At 59.4% G+C, this 21,531-nt stretch carries 19 protein-coding genes; 4 read left to right on the top strand and 15 right to left on the bottom strand.

Going from position 1 to position 21,531, the window contains the following annotated elements:
• Nucleotide 1 precedes the first annotated feature (1 nt).
• The 7 genes from H8L67_RS06525 to H8L67_RS06495 form a co-directional block, all read right to left on the bottom strand.
• Nucleotides 2-592 (bottom strand): GNAT family N-acetyltransferase, encoded by a 591-nt coding sequence (locus tag H8L67_RS06525; protein ID WP_220379056.1) that lies wholly within the window; start codon nucleotides 590-592, stop codon nucleotides 2-4.
• Nucleotides 589-1,155: an elongation factor P-like protein EfpL gene (gene efpL, locus H8L67_RS06520; protein WP_220379055.1), complete on the bottom strand. Its 567-nt coding sequence runs from the start codon at nucleotides 1,153-1,155 to the stop codon at nucleotides 589-591. Before efpL ends, H8L67_RS06525 begins: the two co-directional genes overlap by 4 nt.
• Nucleotides 1,156-1,162: 7 nt before the next feature.
• Entirely contained in the window at nucleotides 1,163-1,933 is a 771-nt protein-coding gene (locus tag H8L67_RS06515) for an SDR family NAD(P)-dependent oxidoreductase (protein WP_220379054.1), read from the bottom strand.
• 57 nt (nucleotides 1,934-1,990) lie between these two features.
• Nucleotides 1,991-4,546 (bottom strand): sensor domain-containing protein, encoded by a 2,556-nt coding sequence (locus tag H8L67_RS06510; protein ID WP_220379053.1) that lies wholly within the window; start codon nucleotides 4,544-4,546, stop codon nucleotides 1,991-1,993.
• Nucleotides 4,547-4,628: 82 nt separating this feature from the next.
• The gene (locus tag H8L67_RS06505; RefSeq protein WP_220379052.1) at nucleotides 4,629-5,534 is read right to left on the bottom strand and encodes a hydroxymethylglutaryl-CoA lyase; all 906 of its coding nucleotides are present in this window, start codon (nucleotides 5,532-5,534) and stop codon (nucleotides 4,629-4,631) included.
• Complete coding sequence (locus tag H8L67_RS06500) at nucleotides 5,531-7,510, bottom strand: acetyl/propionyl/methylcrotonyl-CoA carboxylase subunit alpha (protein ID WP_220379051.1); 1,980 nt, start codon at nucleotides 7,508-7,510, stop codon at nucleotides 5,531-5,533. Before H8L67_RS06500 ends, H8L67_RS06505 begins: the two co-directional genes overlap by 4 nt.
• Complete coding sequence (locus H8L67_RS06495; RefSeq protein ID WP_220379050.1) at nucleotides 7,510-8,295, bottom strand: enoyl-CoA hydratase-related protein; 786 nt, start codon at nucleotides 8,293-8,295, stop codon at nucleotides 7,510-7,512. Before H8L67_RS06495 ends, H8L67_RS06500 begins: the two co-directional genes overlap by 1 nt.
• A gap of 111 nt (nucleotides 8,296-8,406) precedes the next feature.
• Between H8L67_RS06495 and H8L67_RS06490 the strand changes: the two genes are divergently transcribed.
• From H8L67_RS06490 to H8L67_RS06480, 3 genes are read left to right on the top strand one after another with little or no spacing between them, the layout of a single operon-like run.
• Nucleotides 8,407-8,655: a FeoA family protein gene (locus H8L67_RS06490; protein ID WP_220379049.1), complete on the top strand. Its 249-nt coding sequence runs from the start codon at nucleotides 8,407-8,409 to the stop codon at nucleotides 8,653-8,655.
• An 11-nt stretch (nucleotides 8,656-8,666) separates the two neighbouring features.
• A complete protein-coding gene (gene feoB, locus H8L67_RS06485; protein WP_220380764.1) occupies nucleotides 8,667-10,505 on the top strand; it encodes a ferrous iron transporter B in 1,839 nt (612 codons plus the stop codon).
• Between the two features lie 3 nt (nucleotides 10,506-10,508).
• Nucleotides 10,509-10,742, top strand: a complete 234-nt coding sequence (locus tag H8L67_RS06480; protein ID WP_220379048.1) for a DUF6587 family protein — start codon at nucleotides 10,509-10,511, stop codon at nucleotides 10,740-10,742.
• Here the strand turns inward: H8L67_RS06480 and H8L67_RS06475 are convergent.
• The 8 genes from H8L67_RS06475 to H8L67_RS06440 all read right to left on the bottom strand — a co-directional run bounded on the left by H8L67_RS06475 (nucleotide 10,736) and on the right by H8L67_RS06440 (nucleotide 18,440).
• The gene (locus H8L67_RS06475) at nucleotides 10,736-11,095 is read right to left on the bottom strand and encodes a hypothetical protein (RefSeq protein ID WP_220379047.1); all 360 of its coding nucleotides are present in this window, start codon (nucleotides 11,093-11,095) and stop codon (nucleotides 10,736-10,738) included. The genes H8L67_RS06480 and H8L67_RS06475 overlap by 7 nt on opposite strands.
• A gap of 2 nt (nucleotides 11,096-11,097) precedes the next feature.
• Nucleotides 11,098-11,616 (bottom strand): bactofilin family protein, encoded by a 519-nt coding sequence (locus H8L67_RS06470; RefSeq protein ID WP_220379046.1) that lies wholly within the window; start codon nucleotides 11,614-11,616, stop codon nucleotides 11,098-11,100.
• Nucleotides 11,617-11,729: 113 nt separating this feature from the next.
• Complete coding sequence (locus tag H8L67_RS06465; protein ID WP_220379045.1) at nucleotides 11,730-12,770, bottom strand: J domain-containing protein; 1,041 nt, start codon at nucleotides 12,768-12,770, stop codon at nucleotides 11,730-11,732.
• Entirely contained in the window at nucleotides 12,767-14,464 is a 1,698-nt protein-coding gene (locus H8L67_RS06460) for a molecular chaperone HscC (RefSeq protein WP_220379044.1), read from the bottom strand. The genes H8L67_RS06465 and H8L67_RS06460 overlap by 4 nt, the downstream gene beginning before the upstream one ends.
• A 10-nt stretch (nucleotides 14,465-14,474) precedes the next feature.
• Nucleotides 14,475-16,082 carry a carboxyl transferase domain-containing protein gene (locus H8L67_RS06455; RefSeq protein ID WP_220379043.1) on the bottom strand — a complete coding sequence of 536 codons (1,608 nt, stop codon included), beginning with the start codon at nucleotides 16,080-16,082 and terminating at the stop codon, nucleotides 14,475-14,477.
• Nucleotides 16,083-16,198: 116 nt separating this feature from the next.
• Nucleotides 16,199-16,639: a hypothetical protein gene (locus tag H8L67_RS06450; protein WP_220379042.1), complete on the bottom strand. Its 441-nt coding sequence runs from the start codon at nucleotides 16,637-16,639 to the stop codon at nucleotides 16,199-16,201.
• Nucleotides 16,640-16,763: 124 nt separating this feature from the next.
• Nucleotides 16,764-17,117, bottom strand: coding sequence for a hypothetical protein (locus tag H8L67_RS06445; protein WP_220379041.1), 354 nt, complete (start codon nucleotides 17,115-17,117; stop codon nucleotides 16,764-16,766).
• Between the two features lie 147 nt (nucleotides 17,118-17,264).
• A complete protein-coding gene (locus H8L67_RS06440; RefSeq protein WP_220379040.1) occupies nucleotides 17,265-18,440 on the bottom strand; it encodes a thiolase family protein in 1,176 nt (391 codons plus the stop codon).
• Nucleotides 18,441-18,629: 189 nt separating this feature from the next.
• Between H8L67_RS06440 and H8L67_RS06435 the strand changes: the two genes are divergently transcribed.
• Nucleotides 18,630-21,485, top strand: coding sequence for an autotransporter serine protease (locus H8L67_RS06435; RefSeq protein WP_220379039.1), 2,856 nt, complete (start codon nucleotides 18,630-18,632; stop codon nucleotides 21,483-21,485).
• The last annotated feature ends 46 nt before the right edge of the window (nucleotides 21,486-21,531 follow it).

Genomic DNA, 21,531 nt, shown 5'->3' with positions numbered 1-21,531 from the left:
CTCAGCGCGCCAGTTTTTTTTCCAAGTCGGCTTTGATTTCGGGCCATTCGTCGGACACGATTGAATAGGACCAGGTATCGCGCAGCGAGCCGTCCTTGTGACGTTTGTGGTGACGAATCACGCCATCCATCTTTGCACCGAGCCGGGCGATCGCCGCGCGCGATGCGAGATTCAAATGGCTGGTATGGAAATACACTGCAGCACAATTCAAGGTATCGAACGCATGACCGAGCAGTAGGCGTTTGCAGGCGGTATTGACGTGGGTGCGTTGCACACTGGCAGCGTACCAGGTGTAGCCGATCGCGAGATTGGGTACGTCGGTGTCGATGTCGTAGAAACGCGTCGTGCCGACAATGCGTTGCGCGTCGGTGACGACCACAAACGGCAGCATCGTGCCTTGGCTTTGCCCTTGAAGGGCGTGCTCAATGTAAGCCGTGACTGACGGCGCACCCGGGGCGGGCGCACTGGTCACATTCAATCGCCATATGTCGCCGTCTGCGGTCGCTTCAACAAGACCGTCCACATGCGCAAGCGAAAGCGGCTGGAGCGAAACGCCCCAGCCGCTGAGTACCACGGGTTGGATGGCGCTCACTCGGCGCGGCCACCAAATTCGCCGGTGGTGGTGTTCACCCAAACTTTTTCACCGTTGACGATGTATTCCGGAACTTGGATTTCAAGACCGGTGGACAAGCGCGCCGGCTTCGGGCGTTTGGTGGCGGTACCGCCTTTCAACTCCGGCGGCGTCTCCACCACTTCAAGCACCACCGAGGTCGGCAATTGCAAACCGACCGGCATCTCGTCAATGACTTGCACATAGCAGCCGGTCAGGCCGTCGGTGATGTAGCCCGCGTCGTCGCCGACGACTTCGGCATCGAGTGTGTAGGGCGTGTAGTCCTCGTCGTCCAAGAACACGAAGGCTTCTCCGTCCTTGTACGAATAGGTGGACTGACGGCGGGCGAGATCGACCTCGCGCAACTCGTCATCACCACCGACGCTGAGATCGAGCTTGTTGCCGCCCGGAACGCTATACATGGTGAAGCGGAACTTGACGTTGCCGCCGCGACCTTGCGGTGAGCTGCGCTCGATGTCGCGGATCTGGTAAACGGCGCCGTTGTGTTCAACCACATTGCCTTTCTTGATGTCGTAAGCCTTCATGCGCTTCTCACTTGGGTGCCAGGCGCGTGGCGCCGTCGAGGCGAATGGTTTCGCCGTTGATGTAGGTGTTGGTCAGGATATAGGCGGCGAGATCCGCGTATTCTTCCGGTCGGCCGAGGCGCGACGGATAAGGAATGGTCGCGGCCAAAGATTTCTGCACGTCTTCCGGCATGCCGTCCACCATCGGGGTCCAAAACACGCCCGGTGCAATGGTGACCACTCGAATGCCGAAGCGCGCCAATTCGCGTGCCATCGGCAGGGTCATGCCGACCACGCCGCCCTTGGAGGCGGAGTACGCCGCTTGGCCGATTTGACCTTCATAGGCGGCCACCGACGCGGTGTTGATGATCACACCGCGCTCGTTATCGTCGCCGGCGGTGTTGTGTTGCATCAAGTCGGCACAGGCTTTGGCGACATTGAAACTGCCGACCAAATTCACCATCACCGTGGTTTGGAATTGCGACAGGGCCATCGGCCCGGTTTTGCCCAAGACGCGGCCGGCGCCCAAAATGCCGGCACAGTTCACGCAGGCATTCAAGCCGCCGAGGAAATCCTTGGCAGCGGCGACATTGGATACGACTTCCGCCTCATGACTCACATCGGTCTTGAAGAACTTGGCATTGGCGTCGCCAAGTTCTGCGACCGCCGCAAGGCCTTTTTCTTCGTTGACGTCAAACAACGCGACTTTGCCGCCCTGTGCGACCAAATGTTTGGCCACGGCAAAGCCGAGGCCGGAGACGCCGCCGGTCACGATGGCGCGTGCTGATTCAAGTTTCATGCCGATTCCGCAGAAGGGGATGCGACCATTTTAGTGCAAGTCCGGCGTCCGGCTGCCTCAGCGAACGGTCGGATGGGCGCGCAAATAGGTCACGAATCGCTTCGGCGTGAGGGCGGGGGAGAAAAAGAAGCCTTGGCCGACGGGCACGCCCAGTTTCACCAGATACCGGCGTTGGATATCGGTTTCGACGCCTTCAGCGATCATCGTCATGCGCAGGCCGCGCGCGATCCCGGCCACGGCTTCGCAGACCGCGACATCGGAGGCATTCCCCGGAACCCCTTTGATAAACAACTGCGAGAGCTTGAGGACGTGGATGGGCAAGCGGCGCAAATAATTCAGCCCGCTATAGCCTTCACCGAAATCGTCAATGGCGAGTGACACGCCCAGTTCGTCGAGTTCGGCAAAGATACGTGTCGTTTCCGGCTCATCTTCAATCAGCACACGTTCCGTGAATTCCAATTCCAGACAACGCGGCGGAATTTTGTAGTGCTCGAGTGCCTTGACCACGGTGCCGACCAAATCGTCGGCGATGAACTGGCGGTAAGAGACATTCACCGCTACGCGAATTTGCGGAAGACCGGCGTCCAACCATTCACGCACCTGTCTGCAAGTTTCGTTGAGGGCCCATGCCCCCAGCCGGACAATTTCCCCGGTGCTTTCGGCGCGCCCGATGAAAACATCCGGACGCATCGCGCCCAGCAACGGGTTGTTCCAACGCATCAGGGCTTCGGCGCCGATCACCCGACCGGTGTGCAGGTCGAGTTGCGGTTGGTAGACGAGATGCAGCTCCTGATTCGTCAATGCACCGCGCATCAATTGGTCGAGTTGCAATTTCTCTCGATGACTGCGCGCCAAGTCTTCGCTGTAGTGTTGCCATCCGTTGTTATTGCGACGCTTGCTTTCGTACATCGCCGCGTCGGCTTGTTGCACGAGTTCAACGGCGTCGCTGCTGTCGTTGGGCGATTCGGCGATGCCGATGCTCGCACTGATCGAGAACTCCTCTTCGTCGATTTGAAACGACTTCGACAGTTCCACCAGGATTCGCTCGGCCAATGCTAGATGCTGGTCTTGAAGCGTTTTGCAGATCACCAAAAATTCGTCGCCGCCCAACCGCGCGCACTCACCGTTGCCGGCGACCACGCTTTGCAGGCGGTGCGCGACCTGGACAAGCAGTTTGTCGCCGACGCCGTGGCCCAAGGCATCGTTGATGACCTTGAAACGGTCCAGATCGATATAGAGCACCGCCAGTTCCGGGTTGCTGCCGGACAGATAGGCGTTCAATTCATCGTGAATCGCATCGCGATTGAGTAGACCGGTCAGCGCGTCCGTGCGTGCTTGTGCACGAAGGGACTGCTCGATGTTCTTGTGCTCGGTGATGTCTTCGAAGGTGCCGGTGAGACGATGTGGAGAGGGTTCGCGCGCATCGGTTTCGCCTTGCATGCGTACCCAGACTTCACTGCCGTCCACGCGCCAGCCGTGGAGTTCCAGCGTGAATGTGATGTCGTCCACCGGCGGTGCGCTCAGCGCCATCGCCAATCGCGTGGCATCAACCGGCTGCAGGCGTGCATAGAAGCTCGCGATGTTATCGATGGGCGAGGGGAAGCCGAAGATGCGCATGGCACCGCGGCTCAGATGCAAGTGTTCGGTCGCACGATTCCACTCCCAACTGCCGACATTGCTCAGCTGTTGGACGCGATCGAACATCGCGCTGTCGCGCTTCAAATTGGTGATGTCGGAGAAAATGGAAATGACTTGGTTGGGTCGATCCGCCAATGTCGTGAAGTGTGGGATGGCGGTGACACGGAGCCATCGAAAACGGTTGTCGGACAGCCGGTACAAGCCCATGATCTGACTGCGCACCGGCTCCTCGGTATGCAGGGCGATCGATGCGGGTAGACGATCGCGCGGCAGCACGTTGCCGTTTTCATCCACGATGATCCAATACTCGGAAGAGAACGTGGCGTCCGGTGAGTTGCCGGGTTCCAAGTCGAGGATGTTCATGCCCGCGCCGTTGACGCTGATGACGGTCCCGTCGGCGTCGGTGACGACAATGCCTTGATCCACCGATTCGACCAAGGTGTCATAGCGGTGTTCGGCTTCAAAGCGTGCGCTGAGATCGCGCGCAACGGCAAGAATGCAGGTGCGACCTTGCAATTCGACGCGCGCAGAATGGACTTCCACCGGAAAGCGCGTGCCATCCGCCTTTCGGTTGGTGACTTGCACGACATAGGTTTCGCCGCGATCGATTACATCCAGCACCGGCTTGAGATGGTCCGGTGGCACTTCGGGATTCAAGATCGCGATGTCCTTCCCGACCACTTCCTTCAAGCTGCGGCCGTACAAACGTTGTCCGGAAGCATTGAAGTCCAACACGGTGCCGTCGAAGGCGATTAGGCTGATCGGGTCAGGAATGGCATCGAACAGGATCCGGTACTCGCGTTGCGCGACCGTGCTCGCCATGTGCGCCTTCAGAATTTGGTGCTGTGCGCGGGCAAACAAATAGCGCGAGCCGTTGTCGAGTTTGGGGTCTTCCGATGCGCGCGCAAGTGACGCCAAAAGGACGGCAAGGCCGTCCTCGGATTTCGCATCACCGCCATTCTGATGCCCGCTCATGCCCCGTCCCCGGTTGTGCTGGACCCGCGTTTCCCCCCGCGTCCGGTCACATTACGTCAAGTACATGGGCAAATAAAAGGGGTCAACTCTCCGGCGTGAGGGCCTGACCGACTTTGCTGGCCGTGGCGCGGCCGAGCAGGGCGGACAACCAGCGTCCGGTGTCACTGAGGGCCGCGATGTCGACGCCGGTTTCAAAGCCCAAGCCGTGCAGCATGTAGACCACGTCTTCCGAGGACACATTGCCACTCGCGCCTTTGGCATACGGGCAGCCGCCGGTGCCGCCCACGGCGCTATCGACCACCCGCACGCCTTCCTCGAGGCAGGACAGGATATTGGCCAAGGCCTGACCGTAAGTGTCATGAAAATGGACGGCCAATTGCGGCATTGGCACCGCATCGGCGACCGCTTTCAACATGGCGCGTGCCTTCGCCGGAGTGCCGACCCCGATGGTGTCGCCCAGAGAAATCTCGTAGCAACCGAGCGCGTGCAGGCGCTCGGCCACATGCACCACGGCCGACACCGGCACTTCACCTTGATAAGGACAGCCAAGCACGGTGGAGACGTAGCCGCGCACTTTGACACCGTCAGATTGGGCGCGCGCCATGACCGGCTCGAAGCGGGCAAGTGACTCGTCGATGCCGGCGTTGATGTTTTTCAGGTTGAAGGCTTCGGACGCCGCCGTGAAGACCGCGATTTCTTTCACGCCGACCGCCATGGCGCGTTCATAGCCCTGCAAATTGGGTACCAACACGGGATAGTGGACCCCGGGCTTCTGCGTGATGCCGGCGAATACCTCCGCGGCGTCCGCCAACTGCGGCACCCATTTCGGGCTCACGAAACTCGTGGCCTCGATACTTCCCAAGCCGCAGTCCGACAAGCGATTGATCAACGCGATTTTGTCGGTGGTCGACACCAGCGTTTTCTCGTTTTGCAGACCGTCGCGCGCGCCGACTTCGACGATGCGAACGTGTTCTTTGGCGGCGCTCATTCGGCATCCTTCAAACTGAGGAGGACAGTATCGGCTTCGACGAAGGCACCGGCTTCCGCGCGGACCTCGGCGACCGTGCCGTCCTTCGCGGCTTTGAGCGAAAGCTCCATCTTCATGGCTTCCATCACCATCAAGACATCGCCTGCATTCACCACATCACCGACCGCCGCATTGACGACCACGATCCGACCCGGCATCGGCGCCACAATGACATTACCGCTTGCGGCGGACGATGCGTCGGCGACCTCGTGCAAGGGGTGTTGCTCGAACACGTGGCGACGACCTGCCGCAAACAAAGTCATTACTTTGCCCCGCCGCTGAAAGCGCAGGTTTTCCGTTTTTCCATCGCGTGAAAAGGAGACGACACCGTCGCCTGCGCTCAGGTGATCGAAACGGCAGAGCGGGGCGCCATCGTTGCTGACTGTCACTGCGTCGCCTTCGCGTACCACTTGCAACATGCGCGCTTCCGCACCCTGCGCCATGCGTACCGGTTGCGACGCACGACCTTCGATGCGCCAAGCATCGTTTCGCGCCCACGGTGAGGATGGGTCAGTGTCCGGCGTTTGCGTGAAAAGCGCAGCGGCAATGCCCTGCAGTAGTGCATCGTCCGTTTCCGCGTTTGCGCCGACGAACTCATCAAGATGTGCGTCCAGATAGCCGGTATCGATACGACCTTCGCGCACGGCGGGATGTCTGATCAAGCGTTCCAGAAAGGCGATATTCGATTTCGGTCCTTCGACGTGACAATCGGCCAAGGCTTCTTCCATTCGCTTCAGCGCACGCTCGCGCGTGACATCCCAAACAATGAGTTTTGCGATCATCGGATCGTAAAAAATGGTCACGGTATCGCCTTGCACCACACCCGAATCGATCCGCACGTTGCGTGAGGCTGCGGGCAGATGGAGATGCTTCAGCGTGCCGGAACCGGGCAAGAAACCGGCGTCAGGGTCTTCCGCATAAAGGCGCACTTCGATGGCATGGCCGTACTGCAGCACCTCTTCTTGGCTGGCGGGCAGCGCTTCACCGGCGGCCACGCGCAATTGCCATTCCACCAGGTCGTAGCCGGTGACGAGTTCGGTCACGGGATGTTCAACCTGCAAACGCGTGTTGATTTCCATGAAATAGAAACCGCCGTCAGGCGCCACGATGAATTCCACCGTGCCCGCGTTTTGGTAATCAATCGCCTCACCGGCCAACACCGCGGCACGCCCCATCGCCTCGCGCATCTCGGCAGTCAGGAAGGTGGAAGGGGCCTCTTCAAGCACCTTTTGATAGCGGCGCTGTGCGGAACATTCGCGCTCGTTCAAATGGATGACTTTGCCGGTGGCGTCACCGAAGATTTGTATTTCAATGTGGCGGGGCGTTTCGATATAGCGTTCGAGCAGCACACGGTCACGACCGAAGGCATTTTTTGCTTCGCGCTGGCAACTTTCCAGATTCGCGGCAAATTCGTCGGCGTGGCGCACGATGCGCATGCCCTTGCCACCGCCGCCATGGGCAGCCTTGATCATCAAGGGATAGCCGATGCGATTCGCTTCCTGCTGCAGCAGGGTCGCCGATTGATCTTCGCCGGTGTAGCCGGGGACGACCGGTACGCCTGCGGCATCCATCAATTCTTTTGCGCCCGCTTTGCTGCCCATCTTGCGCATCGACGCCGCGCGCGGACCGATGAAGACCAATCCCGCGGCTTCCACCGCATCGGCAAAATCGGCGTTTTCGCTCAAGAAGCCATAGCCCGGGTGAATCGCTTGTGCGCCGGATTTACGCGCAGCTTCAAGAACGGCATCCGCCTGCAAATAGCTCTCTTGGGGGGGCGATCCACCGATGTGGAAGGCTTCATCCGCCTGCAGCACGTGTTGTGCGCGAGCGTCCGCATCCGAATACACGGCGACGGTCTTGATGCCGAGCTTCTTGCAAGTGCGGATGACCCGGCAGGCAATTTCGCCGCGGTTCGCAATCAGGATTTTTTCAAACATCAGTTTTTGATCCAATTCGGTGTGCGTTTTTCCAAGAATGCGGCCAATCCTTCCTGGCCTTCGGGCGAGACACGCAGGGCTGCAATGAGTGCAGCATTTCGCGCATCCTGCATCAGTGCATTCTCGTCTGCCAAGACGTCGCGCACCAATGCCTTGGCGCGGCCCGCAGCGATTGGCGCGGCTTTCAATAATGTGCGGACGATGCGATCCACCGTCTCATCCAATGCATCGGGTGCTACGACGTCGTGAAGCAGACCGATACGCTGCGCATCGGCGGCGTTGAAAATTTCGCCTGTGGCGAAGTAGCGGCGCGCCTGGCGCGGACCGATCGCATTCACCACGTAAGGGGAAATCACCGCCGGAAGCAAGCCAAGCTTGCTTTCCGTCAATCCGAAATTCGCGTCGGCACTGCCGATAGCGATATCGCAACAAGCAATCAAGCCGACGCCGCCGCCAAAGGCCGAGCCTTGCACGCGGGCGACCACGGGTTTGGAAAGCTCGTCCAAGCTGCGCATCAGCCGGGCCAGCGCCAACGAATCGATGCGATTTTCCTCTTCCGACATCGCTGCCATGCCGCGCATCCAATTGAGGTCGGCGCCCGCGCTGAACGAGGCACCTTCCGCCTCCAAAACCACCACCCGTAGGGTCGGATCCGCGTTCAGGGTCTCAAAAGTCTCGGTGAGCTCGGCGATCAGCCGGGCGTCGAACGCGTTATGGACGTCGCCACGCTGCATACGGACACGCGCCACAGCGTCTTGACGGTTCAGATTCAATGGAGCTTGCATGCCGGTCCTGAGTCGAGATTCCCATGAATGATAGCGTTTGCGCCCATTCGGCTTTGTCGTTGCGGGCGGGGAAGCTGTTAGAATGAGAATGATTATTGTTTGGAAATCGCCGTGACACTCACCGATCTGCGCCCATTCACGCCCGCCACCGTCGAAGACATCGAGCATCGTTCAGCGAATGATCCGATCGCACGCCGGCTGGTAGAGCTGGGTTTTGTGCCCGGAGAAGCCATCGATGTGGTGGCCGTGGCGCCGATCTCCAAGGATCCCATCGTCGCGCGCATCGGGACGGCCCGATTTGCCCTGCGTCGTGACGAGGCGAACCGAATCCGCGTGCGCACCGAAGGTGGTCGGCAGTGACCCCTGAATCGATGCGTATTGCGCTGATCGGCAACCCCAATTCAGGCAAAACGGCACTCTTCAACCTTCTGACCGGTAGCCGGCAAAAAGTCGCCAATTACACGGGCGTGACCGTTGAACGTAAAGAAGGGCGGATGCGTTTGCCCAACGGACAGGACATCGCTGTTTTGGATTTGCCTGGCGCGTACAGCTTGCATCCGACGAGTTTGGACGAGGCGATCGCGCGCGATGTGTGCCGCGGTTTCTATCCCGGCGAAGGCAAGCCCGATGTCTTGGTCTGCGTGGTCGATGCCACCAATTTGCAGTTGCATCTGCGCTTCGCACTGGAGCTGAAGCAGCTCGGCACCCCGATCGTGGTGGCGTTGAACCAAATGGATGCCGCAGAGAAAGCCGGTATCAAAATCGACATCGACACATTGCAATCCGCATTGGGATTACCGGTCGTACCGACCGTCGCGGTGCGTTCAAATGGCGCGGCTGCTTTGGCCAAAGCACTCGAACGCGTTGAGCTGTCGCACATTCCCGACGTCCCTGCTTCTTTGGAACCTATCGATTTGCATCGCGAAGCGCGTGCGGTGCTCGCCAAAGCCGTGGTGATGCCCCAGCAGTCGACCAAAGTGGACGACGCGCTGGATCGTTGGCTGCTGCATCCGGTGTTCGGATTGCTGATTCTTGCGTCGATCTTGTTCGTTATGTTCCAGGCGGTTTACGCCTGGGCGACGCCGATGATGGACGGTATCGAATGGATCATGGGTTGGATCGGTGGCCAAGTGTCGTCTTGGTTGCCGGCCGGTCCGCTCCGTGGCTTGATCGTGGAAGGCATCATCGCCGGCACCGGCAGCGTGCTCGTGTTCTTGCCACAAATCTTGATCTTGTTTTTGTTCATCCTGGCATTGGAAGAAAGCGGCTATTTGCCGCGCGCAGCCTTCTTGATGGATCGCCTGATGTTCAAAGCGGGCCTCTCCGGCCGTAGTTTCATCCCGTTGTTGTCGAGCTTTGCTTGCGCGGTGCCGGGCATTATGGCGACGCGTTCCATTCAAGACCCGCGTGACCGTTTGGCGACGATCATGGTGGCGCCGTTGATGACCTGCTCGGCGCGACTGCCAGTCTATGCACTGTTGATCGGCGCGTTCATTCCGCAGCAAAAGGTGCTGGGCGTTTTGAACTTGCAGGGCTTGGTTTTGTTCGGCTTGTATTTCGCCGGCATTTTGAGCGCGCTTCTGGTGTCTTGGGTGATGAAGCGGTGGCGCCGAGACAGAGGTGAGCACATGCTGATGCTGGAGCTGCCGTCATACCGCGTGCCGACGCTGCGCGACGTGCTGATCGGCCTGCAAGAGCGCGCGATGATTTTTTTGAAGCGGGTTGGCGGGATCATTCTCGCGCTCACAGTGTTGCTGTGGTTCTTGCTTAATTTCCCCGCGGCACCGGCGGATTTTGCCGGTCCCGCCATCGATTACAGTTACGCCGGACGCATCGGTCATTTTCTGACCGGCGTGTTCGCACCGGTGGGATTCAACTGGCAGATTTGTATTGCCTTGATTCCGGGCATGGCGGCGCGTGAAGTCGTGGTGGCGTCGTTGGGTACGGTCTACGCGGTTCAAGCGGCCAACGACGATGCAACCGCGCAGGCGTTGAGTCAGATTGTGGCGAACCAGTGGTCATTGGCCACGGCCCTGTCTTTGCTGGTGTGGTTCATCTATGCGCCGCAATGCATTTCAACGTTGGCGACCATCCGCCGTGAAACGCGATCCTGGAAGCAAACCGCGATTGCGTTGATTTATTTGTTCGCGTTGGCCTACGGTGCGTCACTGTTGACCTACCAAATCGCCTCGTTCTTGGGCGCGGGCTGAATCATGTCGCTCACCGTCCAATACATTCTGCTCGCGCTGATTGGACTGTGTTGCCTGCTGTTCGTCGTGCGTTCGCAGTTGCCCGGCGTTTGGCGGCGTCTCGTGGGTGCGATCGCCTTATGGGCAGCGAAAGAACAACATCCGACGTGGTTGCAGTCGGTCGGCCGACGCATAGCGCCACCTGCCCGTGCAGGCAATGCCTGCGCAGGCTGCAGCAATGACGACGGCTGTCACTGATTCTTTGCGCGCATCCGCGTGCTGGCGACGACGTCGACGCTCAAGCTGAAAGTACGCGTCTCGTTGGCCTTCATCGCACCGACGCCGATCACTTTGCGTTCGACTTCTTCGCCGCGTTCGTTCTTGATGACGGCAACCATGCAGTATTCCCATGCGCCGGCATCGGCCGGGTGGGTGATGCTGCCTTCGATCTTGAGCGCCTGATCCAGCGTCTGGCGATCAGGCGGCTGGTCGAAACGCAGGTGTCCACGACATGCGGGGCATGTCGTGGCACTTTCCAAAATCATGGCCTTGCAATGCGGGCATTGGCGCGTTGCGCCAATCGGTTTCTCCGCAGGGGCGCGACCGAGCATGATCAACCGTCGTTGGCAGAGCTACCGATGCGCTTGGTTTCCGCAGCTGCGCTGTCGCCCCAACCGCATTCGACGTGACCCTTGACGCGTGAACCCGCGGCGATGGTCAACGTATTGGCTTTGATGTCGCCGTTCAACGTGCAGGACTTAAGCAAGTCCACATGCTGCGCCGATTCGATATTGCCATCGAGTTCGCCGGCCAGGCTGACCTTGTCCGCCCGAACGCTGCCATTCAATTTGGCGCCTTCTTCGACGGTCAAATTGCCTTTGACGTTGACGTCGCCCTTAAATTTGCCCGCAATCCGCACATGGCCCGAACCTTCGATTTTGCCTTCGATGGAGAGGTCCGGCGAGATGATGGATTCTTTCATTGCCGGTGTTGAAGGCGTGATTTGCGCAACCGGTGCGGGGGCTGACGCGATCGGTGTCGTGACCGGCGGTGCGGAGACCGCATTGTCGGGAAATGCGGCAACATCCGCGCGGCCAACCTCTTTTTCTTTTTCTTTCCAACCAATTGCCATTGCGATTCAACCCTTGGGGGAGGCAGCGTTGCTGCGGGTTCCATACCGTAGCACGCAAAATTCATCGCCTCGCCATTCAGCAAACGCGAAGCGTGCATTTTGTAATCGTGCGCTCAGTTGTTGCTCAGGCGGAAACGCTTGAAGTGAATCGTGCTCAGGCGAATGACGGCAAAAATCGCCCAAACCACCGCCCAAACGAGCATGTTGCCGATGATCACGCGCCAAAACATTGCAGACGTCAGTGTGGAAACGCTGGCGTTTTTGAACGCGGGAAACGAGGCCAAGGGCACCCAAAACACAATGCGCATGGCCACGACTACGAGACGCTGCCACGCGAGGCGGCTGTGCGCGTTAGCGGCGCGCCAGAAGGCAACGGACTTGGCATTGAGCAGGTTGTGCGCCGCCGAGGGGTCAATGTTTTCAATGCGTGTGCACAGTTCCGACAGACGCTGCGGCATGCCGAACGTGAGCATGCAGAAGCCTCTTCGCCCCGGATGAAAGGGGCTGCAGAGTTCTCGGTAAAGCAAACGATCAAAGTATTTGGTGCCCGGATCGTTGTAATGCTGCTTAAGTGACTGAAGGGCCCGCGCGTTGTCGAACTCGCCTTCGATCGCGGTCAAGCGTTCAATCAACCAAGGCGCACGAAAATCCCATTGGTCGAGCCCGAAGAACTGTTTGACGACATCCAACATTTCTTCCGAGACCGGCGGGTAGACGCCTTCAATCGCGTCCAAGATGTCCCAGCGCATCGCGTCCTTGCGCGTGATGGAGACCATCGCCGGGTGGGCGTTGAGCCATTGCAACATTGCCATTGGCTGATCGTGAATGAAGCGATCGGTGAAGTCTTCGAGAAACGCTTGGTCGTTTTGCTCGGTGTCGTCGAACCCGTCCAACTCGTCTGCATTGGGAACGAACACGGCTTCACGCGTGTCGTCAGCGTCATGATGGGGCGCGACATCGTCCATCGGCGCCGCGTCATCCTGCTCGTTCCGATGCTGTGCCCATTCCAGACAGTGCGCGTAGGCTTCCTGCAAAGTTTGGAAGGCGACGGGGTCGTCATCAGGCCGTGTGGTTTTCAGCTTCTTCGCATATGCGCGTTTGACTTCAATGACGCTGGCGTCGGCGTTGATGCCGAGCAACTGATGCGGCGTCATGCGAAGGGGGATGAATCGATTTCGGCCAGCGCGCCGTCCAGTTCGCTGCGAATGCGTTCGATGGCTTGCGTATCCTGCGTCTCCAGATGTGCCATGAAGGTCGAAAGCCACTCATCGAGCATGGGGCGCAAATCCAAGCGCTCCTCGTACACCCGTTCGAGCTTTGCGATGGTTGCCTTATTGGCTTGCACCTCGCGCGGGTGGACTTTGATGCCCTCGAGCGCCTTCAAACGCTCACGGACTTCCTGTTCGTCGAGCACACCGGGATTGTTTTGGAGGATCAACTCTTCGACCTTGCCCGTTGCAAGCAACTTCGCCTCCACCTGAAGTACGCCGTTGACGTCATAGGTGAAGCGAACGTCGACCACTGAATCCGCGACCTTGGTGCGCGGCGGCAACTTGACGCTCAAGGCCCCGAGCAACACGTTGTTGGCCACACGCGGACTCTCTCCTTGATAGACCTCCAGCACGATTTCCCGTTGGTTGTCTTCGACGGCGTTGAATGTCGAAGAACGGCTGACCGGCACGGTGCTGTTGCGTTCGAGGATGGGCGAGAAGTGGCCTTCCGTGCGCCGTCCATTGCCGTGATCCCGCGACACGCCGACGCCCAAGGTGTACGGGCAAACGTCGGTCATGACCGTTTCTTCAAGCGCTTGGTTGCGCGCTTTCATGCCCGCGGCCACGCACGCCCCGAGCGCAATGGCTTCATCGGGATTCACATGGCGCAAGGGCAAGCGTCCCAACATGCGCGCGATGAGGCGGGTGAAAATCGGCATGCGTGATGCGCCACCGACCAAGACCACTTCGCTCAAATCCGCCGGCGTCAGCTTGGCGTCGCGAATGGCGCGCTCGATCGGCGCGCGAATCCGTTGAAGCAGCGGCTCCGATTCCAGTTGGAAGCGGTTCTCGGTGATCTCCCAATGGTAAGTCTCACCTTGCAAAGCCACCTCGACATCGACACGGTCTTGAGTGCTCAAGGCGCGTTTCGCTTGATCGATCTTCGCGTGCAAGCGCGCCATTTCAGGGCGGCTGATCGCGCGCAAATCGAGTTTCATTTCGGTGGCAAACAAGCCCACCAAAGCTTCGAGGAAATCTTCACCACCCAAGCGGTTGTCGCCCGCCGAGGCATGCACCTGCATAACGCCATCAAAAATCTCGAGGATGGACACGTCGAAAGTGCCGCCACCTAGATCCAACACGATGAAGGTGGCCCCGTCGACACGCTCTTGAAGCCCGTAGGCGAGGGCAGCGGCGGTCGGCTCGTTGATCAAACGCTCGACTTTGATCCCGGCCAATTCGCCGGCAATGCGTGTGGCTTTGCGCTGGGCGTCGCCGAAATAGGCGGGCACTGAAATCACCGCCTCAGTGACTTTTTCACCCGTTGCGGCTTCCGCATCCGCAATCAGAGATTTCAAGATGAGTGCCGACAAGTCTTCCGGGCGGAATTGATGTTTGCCCAAGCGCGTTTCGCGCGCCGTGCCCATCCAACGTTTGAACGTGGCAATGCTGGATTGCGGATGGGTGATGAGACGATCGCGGGCAGCGGCGCCCACCAGGACGTTGCCGTCGTCGTCCAACGACACGACGGAGGGCGTCAATAGTGCGCCGAGCGCGTTCGGAAAAAGCTCAGGCCCGTGCGCGCCGTATCGTCCGACCAGAGAATGCGTCGTACCGAGATCTATCCCGACAATCATCGTCTGCGGATCACATCCGGAACACGCCGAACTTCGCCGGTTCAATCGGCGCGTTCAAGGACGCATGAAGCGCAAGCCCGAGCACACGACGCGTATCGGCGGGATCGATGATGCCGTCGTCCCACAGGCGTGCCGTGGAATGATAGGGATTGCCCTGATCTTCGTATTGCACGCGAATGGGTTCCTTGAAGACTTCCTCTTCGTCCGTCGTCCACTCGCCGCCGCGGGATTCGATGCTGTCGCGTTTGACCGTGGCCAAAACACTGGCCGCTTGTTCGCCACCCATCACGCTGATGCGTGCGTTCGGCCACATCCAGAGGAAACGTCCGCCGTATGCCCGGCCGCACATCGCATAGTTGCCGGCGCCGAAACTGCCACCGATGACCACGGTGAATTTCGGCACACTGGAACAGGCGACGGCTGTCACCATCTTGGCGCCGTCACGGGCAATGCCCGCGTTTTCATATTTCTTGCCGACCATGAAGCCGGTGATGTTTTGCAGGAACACCAACGGGATCTTGCGCTGATTGCAAAGTTCGATGAAGTGCGCGCCTTTCAACGCGGACTCCGAGAACAAGATGCCGTTGTTGGCGACAATGCCCACGGGGCAACCGTGAATATGCGCAAAGCCGCAGACCAAGGTCGCGCCATAACGCGCTTTGAATTCCTGGAACTCGCTGCCGTCGACAATGCGGGCAATCACTTCGCGGATATCGAAGGGAATGCGCGACTCTTGCGGGACGATGCCGTACAACTCTTGCGGCGGGTATTTCGGTTCAACCGGCGCGCGCAACTCAACCACGTCGGGTTTGTGGCGATTGAAGGTGCCGACGATATCGCGCGCAATGGACAGGGCGTGATGATCGTCTTCGGCAAGATGGTCTGCGACGCCTGAAATGCGCGTATGCACATCGGCACCGCCGAGCTCTTCCGCATCCACGACTTCACCCGTTGCCGCTTTCACCAAGGGTGGTCCGCCGAGAAAAATCGTGCCTTGATTTTTCACGATGATGCTTTCGTCGCACATGGCCGGCACGTATGCGCCACCGGCTGTGCAACTGCCCATCACGACAGCGATTTGCGGAATCGCTTCGCCGCTCATGCGCGCTTGATTGTAGAAAATGCGGCCGAAATGTTCCTTGTCCGGGAAGACTTCGTCCTGCAACGGCAAGAACGCGCCGCCCGAGTCCACCAAGTAAATGCACGGCAAGCGATTTTCGAGTGCGACTTCCTGTGCGCGCAGGTGCTTCTTCACCGTCATCGGGAAATACGTGCCGCCCTTGACCGTTGCATCGTTGGCGACGATGACGCATTCCTGACCCATGACGCGACCGATGCCGGTGACGATGCCCGCGGCGGGCGCCGCATCGTCGTACATGCCTTCAGCAGCCAAAGCATTCAATTCAAGAAACGGCGAACCCGGATCGAGCAGGGCGGTGACACGATCGCGCGCTAGCAGTTTTCCGCGGCCGACGTGTTTGTCGCGAGCGGATTCGCCGCCGCCGAGTGCCGCACGTGCGAGCCGCGTTTTCAGCGCAGCGAGCAAACCCTCATGGTAGGTGGCGTTGGCCTTGAACTCGGATGATCCGGTGTCTATCCGTGACTTCAATTCGGGCATGAAACATTCACTTGTCTTCGCAATCCACAAGGATACCAAGCTTGCGCGGCGACAAAAAAGAAAGGCCCGCTTGCGCGGGCCTTTCCGAAGTGTTCGATCCCTTGCGGGAAACGAAATTACTTCTTGGCGTCAGCCTTGACGGCTTCAGCGTTTGCTTGGGTAGCAGCAGCAGCGTCCTTGACTGCGTCGGCAGCCTTGGCGGTTGCGCCGGCAGCAGCAGCGGTTGCGTCCGCAGCAGCAGCCTTGGTGGCGTCAGCAGCTTGGGCGCCAGCGGCGGTAGCAGCGGCACCGGCAGCAGCAGCCGAAGCGGCAGCAGCGTCACCAGCAGCAGCGGCAGCGTCGCCGGCAGCGTTGGTTGCGGTAGCAGCAGCGTCGCCAGCGGCGGCACCAGCGGCTTGAGCAGCGTCGCCAGCAGCAGCGGCGGCGTCGCCAGCAGCGGCTTGAGCTTGGTCGGCCGAAGCAGCGGCTTCGTCAGCCTTTTGTTCGGTGGTGGCGCTGTTGCAAGCGGCGAGAGCGATGGCCGAAGCGGCGATCAGAGCAGCAAATTTGATCTTCATGAGAAAACTCCAGAAAGGTAAGTGGGTAATCGTCTTGATCCGGATTCAAGTCCGGATTCAGAAAACGGCCACCGGAAACCCGGTGACCGCTTTATCAGTTCAATCGTCCTTGACGGACAATTGATTACTTCTTGGCTTCGCCAGCGTCTTTCGCGTCTTCTGCCGACTTGGCAGCAGCGTCAGCGGCTTCAGCGTGCTGTTCAGCAGCGTCAGCGTGTGCGTCGGCAGCAGCAGCGGTCGGAGCAGCGGCAGCAGCAGCGGCTTCCTTGTTAGCAGCTTCAGCGTTGGCAGCAGCGGCGTCGGCGCCGGCAGCAGCAGCAGCTTGTTCCGGGGTGCCAGCGGCTTCAGCGGTCGAAGCTTGTGCTTCAGCAGCCGATTGGTTGGCTTGAGCAGCCGAGTCAGCGGCTTGGTCGGCGTTCGAGCAAGCGGTCAGGGCGAGGCCCATGGCGAGTGCCAACAGTGCTTTGTTCAAGGTCATGATCATTTCCTTAAGGTTGAAAAGGTTGCAACGCGCTATTGCACGTTGCGTACATTAAATGACCAATCTTTAAGCCGTGTCAATAGACTTGTCCGGATTTTTTGCAAACTACGTTGGTCCGGAGTTATTCGCTCTTCAGCCCCGTCTTCACGCCATCTGAATGGCGACGGCCGTGGCTTCACCCCCGCCGATACAGAGCGAAGCGACCCCACGCTTCAAACCGCGCGCCTGCAGGGCGTGGATCAGGGTCACCAAAAGACGTGCACCACTGCAGCCGATCGGGTGGCCCAAGGCGACGGCGCCACCGTTCACATTGATCTTCTCACGCGGAATGTTCATTTCCTGCATGGGAAGCATCGCCACTACCGAGAAGGCTTCGTTGATTTCGAACAAATCGACGTCTTCCGCCTTCCAGCCGGCCTTTTCCAAGACCTGCTGAATCGCGCCAACCGGTGCGACGGTGAATTGGTCGGGTGCCAGCGAGTTCGTGGCATGCGCGACCACGGTGGCCAGCACCTGGGCACCGACTTTTTCAGCGGCTTCGCGCGAGGCGACGACCAAGGCAGCGGCACCGTCAGAGATTTTCGACGAAGCGGCGGCGGTCAGGATGCCGTCCTTGCCGAAGGCGGCACGCAGGCCCGGGATCTTGCTGACGTCGATCTTGCCCGGCTCTTCATCGGTGTCGACAATCACTTCGCCTTTGCGCGTGGTGACGGTGACCGGGGCGATTTCCGCCTTGAAGGCACCGGACGCAATGGCTTCTTGCGCACGCTTCACGCTCTCGGTGGAAAAAACATCCAAGGCTTCGCGATCTACGTTGTATTTGAGGCAGGTGGCGTCACCGAACACGCCCATCGCCTTGCCGTCATACGGGTTGGTGAGACCGTCCCAGGCCATGTGGTCGAGGAACTCAGCGCTGCCATAGCGAATGCCGGTGCGCGAGCCGTTCAAGAGATGCGGTGCGTTGGTCATCGATTCCATGCCGCCCGCAACCACCATGTTCGCGCTGCCGGCCTTGATCAGGTCATGCGCAAACATCACGGCTTTCATGCCCGAACCGCACACTTTATTGATCGTGGTGCAACCGGCTTTGTTCGGGATGCCGGCGCCGAGAGATGCCTGCCGGGCGGGTGCTTGGCCGAGGCCGGCCGGCAACACGCAACCCATGATGACTTCGTCAACCGCATCCGTCGGGACGCCTGCGTGCGCCAGTGCCGCGGTGATCGCGGTTGCGCCGAGGTGGGGCGTCGGAACCCCCGTGAATTGACCAAGCATTGAACCGATGGCTGTGCGCTTGGCACCGACAATGACGACATCACCCATAACTAAAGGACTTCCAAAAACAGGGAATCCCCGATTATGAAGCTTTGAATGTTGCAATGCGATGCCTTGACAACCACACCGGGCTGAATAGGGGAATCCGGTTGCAGTTTCGGAAAAATTCGCAGACGATCAACTTTGGGTTGAGTTCATCTATCGGGGAGAGCGGTGATTAGATTTTCTAGAAATGTGTTGGCAGTAGCGGTTGCGTCATCTTTGGCCCTCGGCATGACGGCTTGCGGTGGGGGCGGCGGTACCAAGTCGAGTGGGGGAAGCGGGACGCCGGTCGGGGGTGGCAGCACAACACCGGCCGCCGGCACCGTGCAACAAGACCTGAGTTTGAAAACCCTCGCAACGCCGCCGACCGTTGTGGCACTGACGACGTCGAGCGCAACGCTGCCGACATACAGCGAACATCTGAAGCTCATCAATGCCGATCAAAGCTACGCCAATGAACTAAAAGGTTCCGGTGTCACCATCGGCATTCTCGATTCCGGTGTGAACAGCAATCATCCGACCTTGAAAGGACGCGTCACCTATTCGCTGTTTGCGTTGGATCCTGCGACCAACAATGCCAATGTCGATTACGTCAAACCGCATGGCACCATCGTTGCGGAACTCGCAGCGGGTACGACAGTCGGCAATTACGGCGGTGGCGTCGCGCCCATGGCCAATATCGCGGCGGTGCGGATGATTCAAGACGCCGATCCGGTCGACGATGGCACCGGGCAGGGTAACGAGATCACGGTCGCTGACGGCGTCGGGATGGGGAACTTCCTCAAGGAAGTTCACACGATGATTGCCGATCAAGGCGCGAAGATTTCCAACAACTCCTGGGGCGGTTTGTATTGGACCAATCCGGATGTCACGCCAGGCATCGTCAACGGATTCGCCGATTTCATTCAAAACCGCGGCGGCATCGTGGTGTTCGCGAATGGCAACTCCGGCGACTTCCCGGCGGTCAAACCGAATCCGTCGGATATGGCTTCTTTGCCGAGCATGTCGGCAGATGCCGCAAAACTCGAAAAAGGTTGGTTGACCGTCGCCGCCTTGGATCCGGCCGCGCCTACCACGCTGACCTCTTGGTCGCAGCAATGCGGTCGCGCAATGAATTATTGTTTGGCCGCACCCGGCGTGGTCACCTATATCGATGCCGCCGCACAGTATTACGAACGGGGAGGTGGCACGTCCTACGCCGCGCCGCTGGTGTCCGGTGCCTTGGCGGTGGTGTGGTCGGCATTCCCGTATTTCAACAATGATCTCGTCCGTCAAACGGTGCTGGGCACCGCGAAAGACTTGGGCGCGCCCGGCGTGGATCCGGTATTCGGTTATGGCTTGCTGGACGTCGGCAAGGCGATCAAAGGTCCGGGACAGTTCAATTGGGGCAATGTCACGGTGGCGCCCAGCAGCAATTCTGTTTGGCGCAATAACATCAGCGGCGCGGGCGGTCTCATCAAGAACGGCACCGGCACCCTGACGTTGACGGAGGCGCAATCCTATACCGGTGGCACCACGGTCAATGCAGGCGCCTTGGACGTGCGCAACGGCCTCGCGTCGAAATTGACCGTGGCTTCGGGCGGCCAAGTATTCGCCAGCGGACGTTTCAATGGCGGTGTGGACAACGCAGGCAAGTTTTTTGCCGATCAAAACAACGTGGTCACCATTGCCGGCAATTACACGCAAACCGCCAATGGCAATCTCGGTTACTGGGTGGGCAACAACCTGAGCGTGACCGGTTCCGCCGCCATTGCGGGGCAGCTCAGCATTCTCGGTCAAAAGTCGGGCTATACCTCCAAGAGCCGTGAGGTCGTGATCAATGCGCTGGGCGGATTGAGCGGGACCTTCGCTTCGGTGAAAACGTCTTCAAACGTTTTTCTCGACGCGACCATGAGCTACGACGCCAACAACGCGTATTTGAATGTCACCCGTCTGCAAGTGACGTCGTTGGCGGTCAACAATCAAATGACGACGTCGGCAGTGAACAGCGCCGATCGTGTCGAAACGGCGATGTCCGCGATTGATTCGGGCGGCGTGAGCAATACCAATTTCGTCCTCAGCGCCGCAGCATTGCAGAATTCACGCGATATGGGCGTAGCGGAACGGAGCTTGCAAAGTTTGGGGGGCGAAATCCATGCGGCCTCTGCCGCGATGACCTTCGAATCTTTGGATGCCGGCCGCCGTACCTTGTCTGCGCGGCTGGACGACGTGATGCAAGGCAAAGGTGGCGGCAACGCCTGGCAACAGGACCTGCAAAGTAACGGCAGTCTGGTTACCGCCGGATTCAGCGGCATGGGTTTCAATGTCGGCGGCCAAATGGCGGGCTTCGATATGAAATGGGGTCGCAACGCCGTCGTGGGCATGGCGTATAGCAACACCGAAACCTCAGGTTGGTTGTCAGATCTCGGCGATCGCAGCCGGGGTCGTCAAGGCGAGGCGCAGATTTATGCGGCGTGGTTCGATCGCAATGCCTATCTGCAAGCCAGCGCAGGCCTCGGGCGTTTCGATCGACAAATCGAACGGAATTTGCAACTCGGCGGCTTGGGCGAATCGGTCATGAGCAACGTACGCGGTGACTATGCGTTCGCCGGCTTGGAGGGCGGATACACGTACCGGTTCGCGGGAACGGCGTTTACGCCGTATGTCGGCACGCAATACGCCAGCGCCTACAACCGCGGTTTCGACGAGGGCGGTTTGACCGGATTCGCACTGCGTGGACAGGCTTGGCATGCCGACCGATGGCAGGCTTACGCCGGGCTGCGCGCCGCGCGTGATTGGACGCTCGACAACGGTTGGACCATGGGCATGACCTTGCAAGCCGAATGGCAACGACTGTTGTCGGCGCGCAATGACTTGAACGCCAGTTTCACTGCGTTGAACACGTGGATGCCGGTGCAAGGCCTGGGATTTGCCAAGCAGGGTGCGCTTTACAGCTTGGGATTCAATACGCGTTTCGGAAATAACAGTCTGCTACGACTGGATCTCGGTCAACGCAACACCAGCTTGGGCAGATTCAAGACAGCAATGCTGCAGTATCAGTACCAGTACTGATTTTGGACGTGCGACACCTCACCCGCGCGAGCGCGGGTGAGGTGGA

Source organism: Lysobacter soyae (genome assembly GCF_019551435.1).
GTDB lineage: Bacteria > Pseudomonadota > Gammaproteobacteria > Xanthomonadales > Xanthomonadaceae > Solilutibacter > Solilutibacter soyae.
This window is presented reverse-complemented; position numbering and strand designations above follow the sequence as displayed.